The sequence below is a fragment of the Streptococcus infantis genome (assembly GCF_047464615.1).
In the GTDB taxonomy this organism is placed as follows: domain Bacteria; phylum Bacillota; class Bacilli; order Lactobacillales; family Streptococcaceae; genus Streptococcus; species Streptococcus infantis_Y.
In genome coordinates this window covers 1-16,136 of sequence record NZ_JASHBO010000007.1, presented here as the reverse complement: position 1 = coordinate 16,136, position 16,136 = coordinate 1, and the positions used below count along the sequence as shown (strand labels likewise).

Here is a 16,136-nt window from a genome sequence, read left to right as displayed (position 1 = left end):
AGGACTAGTTATGGATCAACTGCGAATTAAAGACCTAGAAATTTTCGCCTTTCATGGACTCTTTCCTAGTGAGAAGGAACTGGGGCAGAAGTTTGTCGTTTCAGCCACCCTATCCTATGATATGACCAAGGCTGCGACAGACTTGGATTTAACTGCTTCTGTCCATTACGGAGAACTTTGCCAGCAATGGACGACTTGGTTTCAGGAAACCACTGAGGACTTGATTGAAACGGTAGCTTACAAATTGGTAGAACGTACTTTTGAAACCTATCCTCTTGTCCAAGAAATCAAGCTGGAACTGAAAAAGCCTTGGGCGCCAGTTCATTTGCCACTAGATACTTGCTCAGTAACCATACATCGCCGCAAGCAGCGAGCCTTTATCGCTCTAGGAAGTAATATGGGGGATAAGCAAGCGAACTTGGAGCAAGCTATTGACAAACTGCGAGCTCGTGGCATCCATATTCTCAAAGAGTCCAGTGTCTTAGCGACGGAGCCTTGGGGTGGAGTGGAGCAGGATAGCTTTGCTAATCAAGTGGTTGAGGTGGAAACCTGGTTGCCAGCTCCAATCTTGTTAGAAACCTTGTTAGAGATTGAATCAGAGATGGGACGGGTCAGAGAGGTGCATTGGGGACCTCGCTTGATTGACCTAGATTTGCTTTTTGTAGAGGACCAGATCATCTATACAGACGACCTCATCTTGCCCCATCCTTATATAGCTGAGCGTCTCTTTGTCCTAGAATCACTCCAGGAAATAGCCCCCCATTTTATCCACCCAACACTGAAACAACCGATTCGGCACTTGTACCAAGGATTGAAAAAATAAGAAAACTCTAGTTTCCTAAGTAGATAGAGGAGACTAGAGTTTTTAAAATAGGTCATTTTCTTCTGGTAGGAGAATGGTTTCCTTCCCATCCATATCCATGACCAGAACTTTAGGTGGATAGAGTGGGTCAAAGGGATGATTGAAGTCGAAGTCAATCGTAGTTGGTAGATGTTGACTAGAAAAACGAAAAGTGATGGAGCCTTCATGATTCAAAAGTCGAAATTCCAATTCATCTTCTAGCTCAAAAACATGCTTTAAAAAATGATCGATTATATACCAGATTGAGTCGATAACATCGTCGGGTAAATTGGTCACCACACCGAAACTGGCACATCGTCTATGAGAATCTGTAAAAGCCATCCCTATCTCCTAATTGATTTTTTTATTATCATACTGCAAACTGCTAGAAAAATCAAGAAAAGTCAACTACCTTTAAAAAGATGAGAATGATTTTGAAATTTTTTCAACGAATCTTCATCAAATGCTTGAAAATGCTTACAATTAGTGGTAAAATGGAAACAGTGGAATCATGAAAACAAAATTTTCAAAGTAGAAAGGAAACGGAATGAACACAGATGATACAGTAACAATTTATGACGTTGCCCGAGAAGCGGGAGTGTCAATGGCGACTGTCAGTCGTGTTGTCAATGGCAATAAAAATGTTAAAGAAAATACTCGAAAGAAAGTCTTAGAGGTTATTGAACGTCTAGATTATCGTCCTAATGCAGTAGCACGTGGTCTAGCAAGCAAGAAAACGACAACAGTTGGAGTCGTCATTCCAGATATCACAAATACTTATTTCTCTGCCCTTGCTAAAGGGATTGACGATATCGCGGAAATGTACAAATACAACATCGTCCTTGCTAACAGTGATGAGGATGATGAAAAGGAAGTATCTGTGGTCAATACTCTCTTTTCTAAACAGGTGGATGGCGTTATCTTCATGGGTTATCATTTAACTGAGAAGATTCGCTCAGAGTTTTCACGCTCACGCACACCTGTGGTTCTTGCAGGAACAGTGGATGTGGAGCACCAACTTCCAAGTGTCAATATTGACTATAAACATGCTACTGTTGATGCAGTCCGTCATCTTTTGAAGCGAAACAAAAAAATTGCCTTCGTTAGTGGACCATTAGTGGATGATATTAATGGCAAGATTCGCTTAGCTGGCTACAAAGATGCCTTAAAAGAAGCGGGAATCAACTACAGTGAAGGTCTTGTTTTTGAATCAAAATACCGTTATGACGATGGCTATGCCTTGGCAGAACGTTTGATTTCTTCTAAAGCAACAGCAGCAGTCGTAACAGGAGATGAACTGGCGGCAGGTGTGTTGAACGGACTTGCTGACAAGGGAGTTTCTGTACCAGAAGACTTTGAAATTATCACCAGTGATGATTCACAAATCGCGCGTTACACTCGTCCAAACCTAACCACCATTGCGCAACCTTTGTATGACCTTGGTGCTATTAGTATGCGTATGTTGACGAAGATTATGCATAAGGAAGAGTTAGAAGAACGTGAAGTTCTCTTGCCACATGGTTTGGTAGAACGTCATTCAACTCGTAAAGATTAACAAGAAGAGGTCGGGATAAAAATCCCGACCTCGCTTTTTAGTAGTAAAAACTTTTTAGCCAATAGTTCAATCATCAAGTTGATGGTAGAAGGCTTGAGGGGATGACTAGAAAACAAGACTTGATCTAGTAATTTCTATCTCACCGACTTTTTTATACTCAATGAAAATCAAAGAGCAAACTAGGAAACTAGCCGCAGGCTGTACTTGAGTACGGCAAGGCGACGTTGACGAGGTTTGAATTTGATTTTCGAAGAGTATTATCCTTCCATATAGGCTCGTAATTCCTCTCCTGTAAGGCCAACATTGATAGCAATGAGGAGTTTGAGACGAGCCTTTTGAGCATTGAGCTCTTTGACAAAGAAAATACCAGCATTTTGCAGGCAAACGCCACCGCCTTCATAGGCATAGACAGGTTCGGCAATCCCGTTAAAACAACGAGAGACTAAGGCGATTGGAAGTCCTTCTTGGATAAGGGCGATCAATTTTTGTGCTGTTTCCTTGGGAACATTTCCAGCACCAAAGGCCTGGATAATAAGTCCATCCAGTTGGTCAACGGGAAGCAAATCGAGGAGTTCTTCTGTCATGCCAGCATAGACTGGAATAATTGGAACCAAGCCCTGGATCCTATCAAGGTCAAAACGAACACGGGGTTCAGCTGTTTTAAAGTAGAGAATCTCGTGTTTCATGATGAGCCCAAGAGGGCCGTGGGTCGGCGTTTGAAAGGTGCTAACATTTGTCGTGTGCGTCTTGGTCACATACTTAGCAGCGTGAATTTCATCATTCATCACGACCAAGACACCCTTGTCAGCAGCCTTATCGTCACTCGCTACGCGTAAGGCACTGAGATAATTGTAGACACCATCGCTTCCGAGTTCGTTGGAACTACGCATGGCCCCTGTTAGTACGATCGGTTTGTGAGGAACCTCCATAGTGTCAAGGAAATAGGCAGTTTCTTCCAAGGTATCTGTCCCATGTGTAATCACGAAACCGTCATAACGATCAGCCTCCTCTTTAATTTTTTGATAAAGAGCCAGCATATGCTTTGGTTTAATATGGGGACTTGGCAGATTAAAAAAGTCGAGGGCGTGGACTTCAACTCCTTCAAGTGGATTGGATACATGATTCATAGGGTTGTCTTGACTAGTCACAACAGCGCCAGAGTCATCGGCTTGCATGGAAATAGTACCACCCGTATGTAAAACAAGGATTTTCTTAGGCATGATTTACTCACTCTTTCTGAAATGTGGTATAATCATTGTATCACAAAAGGGGAGATTGAGGTAGGATGGAAGTCAAAGCTGTTTTTTTTGATATCGATGGAACACTGGTCAACGATCGCAAGAGTGTTTTGAAATCCACTAAGGATGCGATTAAGATAGTGAAGGACCAGGGGGTGCTTGTTGGAGTAGCGACAGGGCGAGGACCTTTTTTTGTTAAGGATTTAATGGAAGATTTAGATCTGGATTTTGCTGTAACCTATAACGGCCAATATATCTTTAATAAAGACAGAGTCTTGTTTACAAGTCCTCTTTCCAAGTCTCATTTACGGCAGTTGATCACCTATGCCAAAAAAGAGGGCAAGGAAATTGCTTTGGGGGCCAAGGATGCCATGCTAGGTTCAAAAATCATGTCTTTTGGCCTAGGTTCTTTTTCACAAAGAGTGAGTCGTTTTGTCCCCTCTATGTTGACTCGTACAGTTAGTCATTCCTTTAATCGAATGGTGAGTAAGGTCGTTCCTCAGAAGGAAGAAGATCTGCTCCAGTTGATGAATCAGCCAATTTATCAAGTTTTGATGCTAATGACACCAGAAGAATCTGAGAAAGCAGTAGCTGATTTTCAAGACTTGAAATTGACTCGTAGTAATCCTTTTGCGGCCGATGTCATCAACCAAGGAAATTCCAAGCTAGAAGGCATTCGTCGTGTCGGAAAAGAGTATGGTTTTGATCTCAATCAAGTCATGGCCTTTGGTGACTCGGACAATGACCTAGAGATGCTGGCGGGTGTTGGGATGTCAGTCGCTATGGGCAATGGTAGTAGCAGTGTCAAGGAAGTGGCGAAGCATATCACAACCAGCAACCAGCAAGATGGGATTCACAAAGCTTTAGAGCATTTTGGTGTTCTGGCTTCAGAAAAAGTCTTTGTCAGTCGTGATTACCATTTTAATAAGGTCAAGACCTTCCACCACATGATGGATGAACGAACTCAAGAGGAGCCCCAAGCTTGGGACTTAGAAGGTGCCACACATAGAGCAGGATTTAAGATAGAAGAATTGGTGGAGTTTGTTCGAGCTGCTAGCTCTTCTGAAGAAGATTTCAAACAGGTACTAGAACAGTTACACCAAGAGCTGGATAAAGCAGCAGAGAAAGTTGCTAAGAAAACGCCTGCTAAGCAAGATTTGGTTGGGCAAGTAGATGCCTTGATTGACACCCTATACTTTACCTATGGTAGCTTTGTTTTGATGGGGGTGGATCCAGAGCGGATTTTTGACATTGTCCATCAAGCCAATATGGGTAAAATGTTCCCTGATGGAAAAGCTCATTTTGATCCAGTGACCCACAAAATCCTAAAACCAGATGATTGGGAAGAAAAATACGCTCCAGAACCAGCCATTAAAAAAGAGATTGAGCGCCAGATAAAGGCCTATGAACGCCACAAGGAAAGAGCCGATAAGAAATAGGCGGTAGGAAAGGAAGCCTGGAATGATGTTTTTATTTCCTAGCTCCAACTACGACATCAACAATTTATAGTTGGTTGAATCTAGAATAGTACACTACGGATTCTAAAAAAACTTCTAGAAATTAAGTTGGCTTTCCCAATCTCTTTGTTCACACCTTAATTCAATCTATTATATAAAAAAATGAGGTTAGGAGAAAAATCCCAACCTCATTTCTGTGTTTATTACAAAGTTTTATCCTTATCTCTAACGACGAGAAGGTCAACGCTGGTATGGCGTAGGATATATTCTGATGAAGAACCAACTAGCAGGCGCTCAAAGGCATTGAGTCCTGTTGCTCCAACTAAAATCAAATCAACCTTTTCTTTGTCTGGAATTGTTTTAGCTAAGAGAGTTTTAGGGTTACCCATCTCAATAACAACTTTAATGTCTGTGAGCCCAGCATCTTTTGCACGCTTTTCGTATTCAGCCATTAAATCGTTGGCCTCTACTTGCAATTCTTCGTAAACTTCGGCATCAAATGTTGAGATGCTTTGAAGAGCACGTGTGTCAATGACATGGGCAATCGTTAGTTTTGCTTGGTTACGCAGTGCTGAATGAACCCCTTTGATGAAAGCCAAGTCAGCTTCCTTAGAACCGTCAACCGCTACCATGATGTTTTCATAACGTTGTGCCATAGCAAAAACCTCCTCATTCTTATTACCTTCATTGTATTCCTTTTCACTAAAAAAGTAAAGTAAAAAACGATAGGAATATAGATGCTTTTTGACTTTGACTTGGAGTTTGTTATAATAAAACTAGAAAAGCTAAGAGGAAAAGATATGACAAAAATAGCAGTATTATCGGATATACATGGCAATACAACAGCCTTAGAAGCTGTTCTGGCAGATGCCCAGAAGTCAGAGGTTGATGAGTATTGGCTCTTGGGAGATATCCTCATGCCTGGAACAGGACGAAAAAATATTCTCCAGAGCTTGAATACTTTACCCATCACCCTTAGAGTTTTAGGGAATTGGGAGGAGAGCTTATGGCGCGCCTGTCATCGTCAGTTAGATGAAAGTAGACCCAGTCATCGTTATCTCTTACGCCAGTGTCAGTATATTATGGAAGAACTCAGTGTTGAGGAGATTGAGGCGCTACAGAACTATCCCTTGCAAGTGCACCGCCAGTTTGGAGATTTGAAGCTAGGGATTAGCCACCACTTGCCTGATAAAAATTGGGGACGAGAGCTGATTCATCTTGGGAAGCAAGAGGACTTTGACCGTCTTGTCACCAATCCTAACTGCGATGTTGCCATATACGGGCATATCCATCAACAATTTCTTCGTTATGGTAGTGGTGGCCAGCTTATCCTGAATCCAGGTTCCATTGGGCAACCCTTCTTTTTATCTGAGAATTTACGCAAGGACTTGCGGGCCCAGTACATGTTCTTAGAATTTGATGAAAAAGGTTTGAAAGATGTCGATTTCCGTCGGGTTGATTATGATATTGAGACAGAATTACAACTAGCCAAAGAGTTACAGTTACCCTACTACCAAGTTTATTATGAAAGCTTGGTTAATGGGATTCACCATACCCATAATCAGGAACTACTTCATGAAATTGCCCAAAGTCAAGGGCATGATGCTGAGTTGGATGACTGGCTTAGTGGTAACTCTTGACATTACAACTACATGAGATATAATAAATATAAGAAAAAGAACGAGTTAGTCTACTTAAAAAGGAGGAGAAGATGCAAATTTCAAGTCGATTTACCATCGCGACCCATATGTTGATTATCATAGCCTTAAAAGGGAAAGAAAGTAAGGTGACTAGTGATTTTCTTGCTAGTAGCGTTGGAGTCAATCCTGTCATTATCCGCAAGACCTTATCCCAACTGAAAAAGGCAGAGTTGATCTTAGTCGCGCGTGGAACTGGTGGAGCAGAGATCATCAAAGACCTAGAGGATATCAGTCTTTTAGATGTTTACCAAGCAGTTGAGTGTCTAGGAAAGACAGGTCAACTCTTTAGTTTTCATGACAATCCCAATCCAGCCTGTCCAGTTGGCGCAAATATCCATGGGGTTTTAGATGAAAAATTACAAAAGATTCAGCTAGCCATGGAGCAGGAGCTGAGCCAAACCAGCCTTGCCCAAGTAGTAGCGGATGCAGAAGCAAGGATAGAGAAATAAGAGCTTCTAGAAAGAGGCAGAACGTAGACCTACTCTATCAGTAATAAAAAATTGCCCTTATAGAGGTTGGATACTATATAGTAAAAACTCTTAGAAATGCTGACATAATGCTATTTTTAAGAGTTTTTTTATTTTCTCTAGTAAAAGAAAGAGATTGAAACAAATTGATCAAAATGAACCTTTTTTTAAATCTGAAGAGGCGAGACACAAACATAATTTTATAGTAGATTGAATCTAGAACAGTACAACCGCTAAAGATATTTCTAGAAATTAGTTTGACTTTCCTAATCTCTCTGTGCGCATCTTATTTCAATCCACTATATAAACATTTTTTCAATTTTGAATTTATAGCAGATTAAATACAAAACAGTACACTGTGAATTCTAAAAAATGCTAGAAATTGACTTAACTGCTCTAGTAAATTTGTTCAGATTTTATTTCATTTCACTATAAAACGCATATTATCAAGTTTTTTAAACATCTGATAATATGCGTTTTTCTGAGTTTAAAGACTTTTATCCCAGCTTCTTTTTACATGTCTTTCTATCAAGTTGCTGGATTTATAGAGTCCTTGCTTTTATTGTTCCTTTCTTGACTTGAGGAAGCTACCAAGTCCAAGGAAAGTGAGGAGACCAATTCCTGCAAGAACAAGAGTAGATTGTTTTTCAGTACCTGTGTTTGGCAGGACTTTTTGAGACAGAGTCTCTACAACAGTTTCTTGGGTTTCGGGATTTGCTGCTAGGTTTTGGGCTTGACCTTGTTCTTGTTCGACATTCAAGCTAGAAAGATCAAATTCTGGTTTTTCTTCCACAGCTGGGGCAACGATGGCACCACCTTGTGCGACTCGAAGAACAGTAGCTGTAAGGGCATTTAATTTCAAGCCTTTTTCAGTCCATTCAAGTCCTTTCGGGTTGGCAATTCCGACTGGTCCTGCTTGGTTTTCATCTGCTAAAACTTCAGCATTTCTGAGGTGGGCAAAGGCAGTTCCCAAGTTAAATTCGCGAGCTTTTTCATCCGCATTGACAAAGACTGCGTAGATATCTCCATTTGGAGCAGTGATTTGGTAGCCAATCACTACATCTTCTTTTTCCACACCATTTTGGCCTGGGACAGTGATGAGTTGGACACGGTCTTTGATATCTTGAAGACTCTTGAGTCGGAAGGCGTCTGTAGATTGACGAAGGGCAATCAACCCTTTCATATAGTCACGGCTCTTGACATTTTCAGGATATGCTTTTCCATCTGTAGCTTTAGTCCAGTCAAACTTGTTGACAGCATCGCTAGAGTCATAAGAATCATGGATGAAGTAAGGATAGTCAAATGGGTTACCATCCTTGTCACGAAGTAAGTGAGATTTGTTTGGAACCTTATCTTCTGCTACTGGAGTCTTGTAAGCTGGGTCACGGAATTGTTTGGTACGTCCGTATTCCTGACCAGAGTGGATAAATGGAGTTCCTTGAGCTGTCAAGACCATGAGATTTCCAAGGCGCAAACGACGATGGATTTCCGCATAGTTTTCAGCCTTGCTTGGGTCTTTTTTGATTGATTGAGCAATGATGTCAAAAAGGGTCAAGTTATCATGGGCTGCGATGTATTGAATCACATCTCCAGGGCTGTCTGCTTCAAAGTTGGTTGGTTGAGCAATCAGATTTTTAAAGATGGTATTGAGATCACGTTTGCCACCTGTGATAAAGGCAGGTTGACCTTCGTTTGGATAACCAGACTTGAGGTTGTTACGGATGTCGTCTGAGAAGACTGCGACAGTATCGGTATGTTTCATCCAATCTTGGTCAGCAGGCTGTGTTGGCATATTTTCATCACCAGAATAGGTTCTCCAACCTTCACCAAGCATGATGAGATTTGGATTGAGGGCGCGTGCAGCCTTGTAAGCTTCTTCGACAGAAGCTGCATCATGATCTCCCATCATATCGAAACGGAAACCATCTACTTTATAGGTTTCAACTAGATACTTGATAGAGTCTACCATGATGCGTTTAGACATGTAGTGGGTTGTTCCTAGACGACCACCACCAAAGCTAGTACGAGGTGTTCCGTCTGCATCCATGAAGTGGTAGTAGTTTGGCTCAAGGTCTTCAAAGATATCAACATTGGCAGTATGGTTATACACTACATCCAGGATAGCTCCCATGCCACGTTTGTGGATTTCGTTGATGAGGTTTTTAAATTCTGCGATACGTTTTTCTGGGTCCTTCGGATTGCTTGAGTACATACCAGTCAAGGAGAAGTAGTTTTGAGGGTCATAACCCCAGTTGTAGTTGCTATTGCTTGAAGCATAGGCAGACAGTCGTTCTTGATTCTTCAATTCATTGACATAGTAGTAAGACAAGACAGGAAGGAGTTGGATGTGGGTAACACCTAAATCCTTGAGGTAGTCAAGCTTTTCGATAAAGGCTTCAAAGGTACCAAATGGTTTTGTCAAGTCTTTTGCGATGGCAGGATCTGAAGTGAAGTCACGAACGTGAGCCTCGTAGATAACAGCATCTTCACGAGATTTGAAGTTATGAATCTTACCATAAGTCAAGTCTTGAGGTCCAAGTTTTGCTGGATCCACAAAAGCAGCTTTAGCAACCTTATGGGCAGCGTCTGTTTTGGCTAGATCGCTGTTCCAAGCTGCTAGAGATTTGGCGTAAGGATCAAGTACGAGGACAGTCTTGCCTTGGCGCTCGATTTGATAGTGGTAGTAGTAGCCAGTATAGTTGCTGATGCCAAGACCAGAGTTTTCATTCAGAGTTTGTTTCCAGGTTCCTTTTTCTCCTTTTTCAAGGGCGACGGTTCCGACCACTTTTTCAGGATCTTTCTTATCGTAGACGACAACTGAAACCTTATCGGCACTTGGAGACCAAAGAGTCAGATCAACACGTTTACCATCTTCTTTAAGATTTGCACCGAGTGGGCCATCGTAACTGTAAGTCTCATCTTTGAGACGCCAGCTTGAACGAGTTGTAAAATGGTCTGAATCATAGGCGACTGTATATGGGTTTTGAGTGTCAGAGAAATCACCGATGTAAGTTACTTTCTTACCTGCTTCATCGATTGTAACATCGGAGATAGCCACTTTATTCCCTTGGTGGTCAGTGATGTTGGAATGTTTAAGGATGTCTTCTTTTTTAGCCCCAACCAAGGTAGAAAAACTACTTTCAATACGGGACTTAGCCACATGTTGGGCACCAGTCATACGGATGTCATGCACATAGTAAGGGTTGGTGTAGATGGTTTCGTCATCATCCTTAAGGAAGATTTGACTGTGGTTTTTCAGGTCAGTAAATTTATAATCTTCTTTTCTGATTTTCACATCATCGCCTTTCTTGCTCTCATCTAATAGTAAAAATCCAAATTCTCTAGCAGCTTCATTGAGCGGAATATCGATATAGCGTCCGTGTTTTCCACTTGCAGTAAAGTCTGTACCGTCAGGCCATTCACCATTGCTTGGAGTCTTCACATCTCCCCAGTACCAGAGAGATTTCTTGTCATAGTTGCCATCGGTGCGGAAATAGTTGACGCGGATTGTTCCCGCAGGCTGAGGTTGGTAGTTGTGAACCTTGTAGTCCTCATCAAGCCAAGCTTCATTCATCTTTGGAGAGAGGCGCTCTACCGAACGGTCTCCAGTAAGGTTGTCACCTTTGGTGTTGTTAATGAGGAAGCTGACTTTCTTGGCTTGTTCATTTTTTAGTTTGACATCTAGGTAGTAGCCGTAATCGTCTTTCTTGGCATCCTTGAAGGACTGGGCGCCATTTGGCCAGTTCTCAGATGGTTTTTCAACATCATCCCAAGTCCAAAGACCTTGCGAATCTTGGTTTTCTTGAGGAAGTTTTTTGACGTGGATACGGAAGTAGTTGTCTGCGATTGGGGTTTCAGATACAGTGTCTGCTAGCGAAGCTTTCTCAGTGGCTAGACTTGATACTTCTGTTTTCTCGTCTTTGTTGTTTGGAAGGTTTGGAGTAGCTTCAGTTGTAGTTATTTCAGAAACTGCTACTGGTTCAGATGTTTTAGACTCTAGGGAAGCGTTTGCATCTTTGTGGTCCAAAATAGGCGTTTTTTCCTCAGCTTGGCTGGTTTCTGTAGTAGCTGGGTTCACACTAATAGCGCTTACATTTCCTTGTGTGCCAAGACTAGTTTCAGCTGCAGATACAGAAGGTGCTGTTAGGGCAAGGAGGATAAAGCTTGCTCCAATAAGGACAGAGCCAGTTCCGTTTTTCAGAGAACGGATACTGTAAACCATTTTTTTATCTGGTTGAGATGACGTGTTTTTCATAGACACTCTCCTATCATTTATTTCTATCTTAGTATAGCACGGAGTAAGAGTTTATGCAATCGTTTTCTTGAATTTTATAGATGAGAAATTAGACTATGTGAAAAATCATCCTCCATTAAAATCAAAACCCCTTTTTGTTGATAGTCTACTGAAGAAATATTGTAGCCTGAGTAAAAACATTGACATTGACCAGCTCATCAGTAGATCTTACTATATTCTAGCAAAGCAAGGAAAAAGTTTTTAGGCGGACTAAAATATATATGTTTACATAGATAGATGAAATAAAATCTCAACAAATTTACTAGAGAACTTAAGTCAATTTCTAGCAATTTTTTTAGAATTCACAATGCAGAGTAGATTGAATCTAGAATAGTACATCACGACTGCTAAAAATATTTCTAGAAATAAGTTTGACTTTCCTAATCGAATTGTTCATCCCTTATTTCAATCTACTATAGTGTTTTATATTCAATCTATCATACAACAAAATTATTGTAAATGAGCAGAAATTTATCGACAAGTGCGAATCTATTTTTGAAAGCAAAAACGCATAATATCAAGTTTTTAAGATAACTGACATTATGCGTTTGTATCTGTTTTAGTCTGCTTACTTGGTCATAAAACAGAGGCTATTTTAAAGTTTACCAATGGAAAGAGTATTGAGTTCATTGACGACTTGTAGATTAGCCATGCGACCAACGTTCATGAGCTTCGGATGAACCAATCCTTCAATATCAAAGTTTGTAATGATGGCATCGTAACCCGCTTCCATGATTTCATCGACATTGAGTGTCGTTTTATCCCATGTTTCAAAGTGGATGTTTTTAGAGGTGTAAAATTGATAAAGTGAAATCAAAGCCTGAGGATGGGCAAAGTCAAACTCACTCAAAACAAGAACACGAACCTTAGTTTGGCGCTTTAGGAGTTGTTCCACTAGATCAGTTGCGTGAGTTAAAAGAGTATAGACTAGATGGATAACAGCGTGAAGTTGCTCCTTTTGTCCCAAGCTGGACTTATAGCGCATCATTTCAAAACTAGCAGCTTCATAAAAATCTGGGAAGAACTTTTTAATCTTATTCAGTGCATAAGATTTGTTATGAGAAATGATAGATTCTGAGTTGATTTCTTGACGTTCTAGAAATGCAGTGTTATGCAAGTGCCAAATCAATTGATCGGTATTTGAAAAGTGGACATCAAACTGTCGGGTAAGATTGTCTAGGACATCCCGAGCTGAGTGATAGGAGTGGTCGACTTTCTCATTGTCTTTCCGTGCTTCTAGGAAATCTTCAACCGTGAAGAAAATTCCCTCTTGAGTATAGGAGCTGAAAATTTGGTCAATAGTTGGAAAGTCGAGCGTGATTCCAAGACGATCACCAAGAGATTGCAACTCCTGCTGGAAGTTTGAAAGTTGACTAAAAATAGGATGAAGAAAGTCAGACTCGATTTCCCCTTTAGGTCTCGGTAAAATCTTTGCTCGATGGAGATTGACTGCAATTTGTGTCTTCAGCTGAAACAGATTTTGGTAGGTGATAGGATAGCCTGTGACCTTGACAAAAAAAGTCACAAACTCATCTACATCTTCAGAAGACATATGAAATGGCCATTTGAAGAAACCATAGGCTTCATGGAAATATTGGGCAAAAAAGAAGCGAATGTCTCTTTCGTCTCCAATAATTGAAATAGGCGTCACCTTGAGCTTGAATTTATACTTTGATTGCAAAATATTATTGATTTCAGCAACCTTTTTACGAAGTGAGGGAAGAGAAATATCAAGCGTTTGGACTAGGTGCTCGAAAGTAAATGGTTCTTCTAATAGGAAGAAAGCTCTGAGTACCTGAAAATTAACAGACTCTTGCAAAATGTGTCTATAAATCCGCTCAATACCAAAGTTCTGTTCGTTCGTCAGTCTGATACCAGCGGTTGATGATAGAATATCAAAACAAGAAAGTTGCTCCCGCATTTCTTTGATATCGCTTTTGATGATGCGTCCATTCAAATCTAGAATATCAGCCAAGGTGTCAATATGAATCCATTCTTGGTTCTCAAATAAGTATTCTAGAATTTTTAATTGTCTCTGTTCTTTGTGAGATAATAGTTCTCTCATGGGAAATACTCCTTGGAAATATAAAGTCTTATAAACAAAAAAGATAAAAATAATTATCAGGGCTTTTCTCTATTATAGCATGTTTTAGGAAAAAAGTTTTTGAAATCGTTTACAAATTATCAATTCTTATAATAATTTTACTAAAAAATTCACAAATTTAGAAATGATTTGTATCAAGCGTTTTTTTTTTTTCTAAAACGATCAAAATATTTGACTATATTGCTTCCATATTTTATAATAACAACGTATGTAAAACACATGCGACTCTAATACAAAATAAATAGGAGATAACAATGTATTTTAATCGTAAAAATGCAGAGCAGAAGAACTGGCGTATGATTAAAAAGGGAAAACATTTCCTTTTTGGTTGTTCGCTTGTTTTTGCGGTCGGAGCTAGCTTAGCTACTCAAACGGTCCATGCAGACACAGCATCGGAATTTACAGTTGAGAGTGGCTCAAAAGCTGAAGAGGCTAAGCCTGGATATGGTGGAGAAACGGGGACTTATGAAGCTCCTGCTGCTGTAGCAGAGACTCAGTCAGCAACAGTTGAAAAAGCAGTGGTAGCGGAAAATACTACTGCTAAAACAGCTAACAAAGAAGCTTTGACCCAATTGGTCGAAGAAGTGAAAGGCTTGGACAAAGCAGGCAAGACAGAAGACTCTCTTTCTCGCTTGAACACAGCACTTGAACAAGCACAAAATGTTTTGGCAAATGCAGAAGCTAGCCAAGACCAAGTGGATGCAGCTCTTGCTAGCCTCAAAGAGGCAGAGACTCAGCTTGCTAGCAAAGAATCACCAGTTGCACCAACTGCGGCTGAAGACAGATCTGCAACTGAAGACAGATCCGCAAGTTCAGCTGAGACAGTGGCACCTGCTGAACCAGTCCATTCAAGAGGGAAACGTGATCTAAGTTCACGTTCAGCAGACCGTGCAGCAAACCGCTCAGTTGATGGCTCAATCGCTGAAGGTGAATTTTCTGGTGCGGGTATCAAGCAGCTTCAGTCAGTTCGCTATAGTGTGGATGGAGACAAAACAACTTGGACAATCAATGTTGTACCGTATCATAAGACTAACCAATCTGCTGGATTGTTGGTCGCATCAGATGATACCATCGAAAGTATTACTGTCGTAGATCGTGGTCCTAAAGCTGGAAGCCTTACTGATGAATATTACGTTAATAAAAGTTTCAAAAAACTCCCTCCTATGAGCAATAATAAAGCATTGGCATCTCATTATAGATTAATTGGTGGAGGAGTTCCTGATTCGCTTACCTATAGAGTAGTGACTAAAGGGACCCATCACAATCTGTTTGCTCGTTTTGCAACAGCTCCTGTGCTAAAAACGCTTGAAAACCGCACGTTAAATGGTCCAGATGCAACGATTGTTGATAGTCGTACTTCAGACTTCCCAGCAGTCGGTATCAATCTTTCATCAAGACTTGCACCACAACCAGGAGTGAACAACACTTATACCCAAACAAATGGCACGATTACAGTACCTACTATAGCTTCTACTGATACAGTCTTGACAGGTACAGGAAAACCAGGTGCCCGCATCAATATTAAGAATGAGGGTAAAACTATTAATGATAGAGTCGTAGTTGGACAGAACGGACAGTGGTCAATCCCAATTACTGTTGGTTTGAATAGTAACGTTACTGGTGGAGCACAGCTGGTTCCTAAGAGTCAACTCAGCGTTAGCCAAACAGTTAATGGAGTAGAAAGTGCTGCTACACCTGTAAACGTCTCTCTAGGTCATTCAGAGATCGTACCATCAGAAAACTCTAAACAAAAAAATAACCTTGTCCAAGGTGAGAAAACTGTTACCTTGAAAGTACCACATGATGCGGGAGCAGCTTACTTCCAATTCACGGATACAGATGGCAAAACGCAAGAAGTTGCACTCAAACGTGATTCTGTTCCAGGTAAGTGGCAAGTGAACTCTTCAAGCAGTGCACTTGCAAGTGTTGCTTCAAGTGAACAAGGCGCCCACTACTCAACGATCAACTTGACCTTGAACAAAGATATGAAAGCTGGAACAACAGCTCGAGTTATCTCTAACATGAAAGAAGGCAGCTACTCAAGTCTTCAAGGATGGCAAACACGTAACGTTGAAGAAGCTCCAAAAGATACAACAGCTCCAGCGAAACCAGTAGTGAATACAGATTTAACAGGTAAAGCAGGAACTAAGACACCAGTTGAAGTAAGCGCAGAACCAGGTTCAACTGTTGCCCTTTACGATAAAGACGGCAACAAGATTGGTGAAGGAACAGCTGGTAGCAATGGTAAAGTAACAATTACTCCAACAGTTGATATTCCAGCAGGTAATGTCACAGCGAAAGCAACTGATGCAGCAGGTAACACATCAGATGCAAGTAATCCTAAAGTAGCGACAGATACAACAGCTCCAGCGAAACCAGTAGTGAATACAGATTTAACAGGTAAAGCAGGAACTAAGACACCAGTTGAAGTAAGCGCAGAACCAGGTTCAACTGTTGCCCTTTACGATAAAGACGGCAAC

The 16,136-nt window shown here is 40.9% G+C and carries 11 protein-coding genes; 6 read left to right on the top strand and 5 right to left on the bottom strand.

What is annotated here, in order from left to right; translation table 11 throughout:
• Positions 1–10: 10 nt before the first annotated feature.
• Positions 11–823 carry a 2-amino-4-hydroxy-6-hydroxymethyldihydropteridine diphosphokinase gene (gene folK / locus QM450_RS05075; RefSeq protein WP_414319875.1) on the top strand — a complete coding sequence of 271 codons (813 nt, stop codon included), beginning with the start codon at positions 11–13 and terminating at the stop codon, positions 821–823.
• 42 nt (positions 824–865) lie between these two features.
• On the opposite strand, the gene QM450_RS05070 is transcribed toward folK, so the two are convergent.
• A complete protein-coding gene (locus QM450_RS05070) occupies positions 866–1,183 on the bottom strand; it encodes a DUF960 domain-containing protein (protein WP_000885928.1) in 318 nt (105 codons plus the stop codon).
• 205 nt (positions 1,184–1,388) lie between these two features.
• Here QM450_RS05070 and ccpA point away from each other — a divergent pair, with 205 nt between their 5' ends.
• Positions 1,389–2,396, top strand: a complete 1,008-nt coding sequence (gene ccpA, locus QM450_RS05065) for a catabolite control protein A (RefSeq protein WP_414319874.1) — start codon at positions 1,389–1,391, stop codon at positions 2,394–2,396.
• Between the two features lie 257 nt (positions 2,397–2,653).
• Here ccpA and QM450_RS05060 read toward each other — a convergent pair whose 3' ends face one another.
• A complete protein-coding gene (locus QM450_RS05060; RefSeq protein ID WP_414319873.1) occupies positions 2,654–3,616 on the bottom strand; it encodes an asparaginase in 963 nt (320 codons plus the stop codon).
• Between the two features lie 65 nt (positions 3,617–3,681).
• Between QM450_RS05060 and QM450_RS05055 the strand changes: the two genes are divergently transcribed.
• Positions 3,682–5,073: a Cof-type HAD-IIB family hydrolase gene (locus QM450_RS05055; RefSeq protein ID WP_414319872.1), complete on the top strand. Its 1,392-nt coding sequence runs from the start codon at positions 3,682–3,684 to the stop codon at positions 5,071–5,073.
• 221 nt (positions 5,074–5,294) lie between these two features.
• Here QM450_RS05055 and QM450_RS05050 read toward each other — a convergent pair whose 3' ends face one another.
• On the bottom strand, positions 5,295–5,747 hold the full coding sequence (locus tag QM450_RS05050) for a universal stress protein (RefSeq protein WP_045762643.1): 453 nt from the start codon (positions 5,745–5,747) through the stop codon (positions 5,295–5,297).
• Positions 5,748–5,891: 144 nt separating this feature from the next.
• On the opposite strand from QM450_RS05050, the gene QM450_RS05045 reads away from it, so the two are divergent.
• Positions 5,892–6,731 (top strand): metallophosphoesterase family protein, encoded by an 840-nt coding sequence (locus QM450_RS05045; protein WP_414319871.1) that lies wholly within the window; start codon positions 5,892–5,894, stop codon positions 6,729–6,731.
• 71 nt (positions 6,732–6,802) lie between these two features.
• Positions 6,803–7,240 (top strand): Rrf2 family transcriptional regulator, encoded by a 438-nt coding sequence (locus QM450_RS05040; protein WP_414319870.1) that lies wholly within the window; start codon positions 6,803–6,805, stop codon positions 7,238–7,240.
• Positions 7,241–7,817: 577 nt separating this feature from the next.
• Here QM450_RS05040 and QM450_RS05035 read toward each other — a convergent pair.
• Positions 7,818–11,513 (bottom strand): pullulanase, encoded by a 3,696-nt coding sequence (locus QM450_RS05035; RefSeq protein ID WP_414319869.1) that lies wholly within the window; start codon positions 11,511–11,513, stop codon positions 7,818–7,820.
• Positions 11,514–12,147: 634 nt separating this feature from the next.
• Entirely contained in the window at positions 12,148–13,617 is a 1,470-nt protein-coding gene (locus QM450_RS05030) for a M protein trans-acting positive regulator PRD domain-containing protein (RefSeq protein ID WP_414319868.1), read from the bottom strand.
• Between the two features lie 293 nt (positions 13,618–13,910).
• Between QM450_RS05030 and QM450_RS05025 the strand changes: the two genes are divergently transcribed.
• The coding region (locus tag QM450_RS05025; protein ID WP_414319867.1) for an Ig-like domain-containing protein at positions 13,911–16,136 on the top strand (2,226 nt) is incomplete at its 3' end.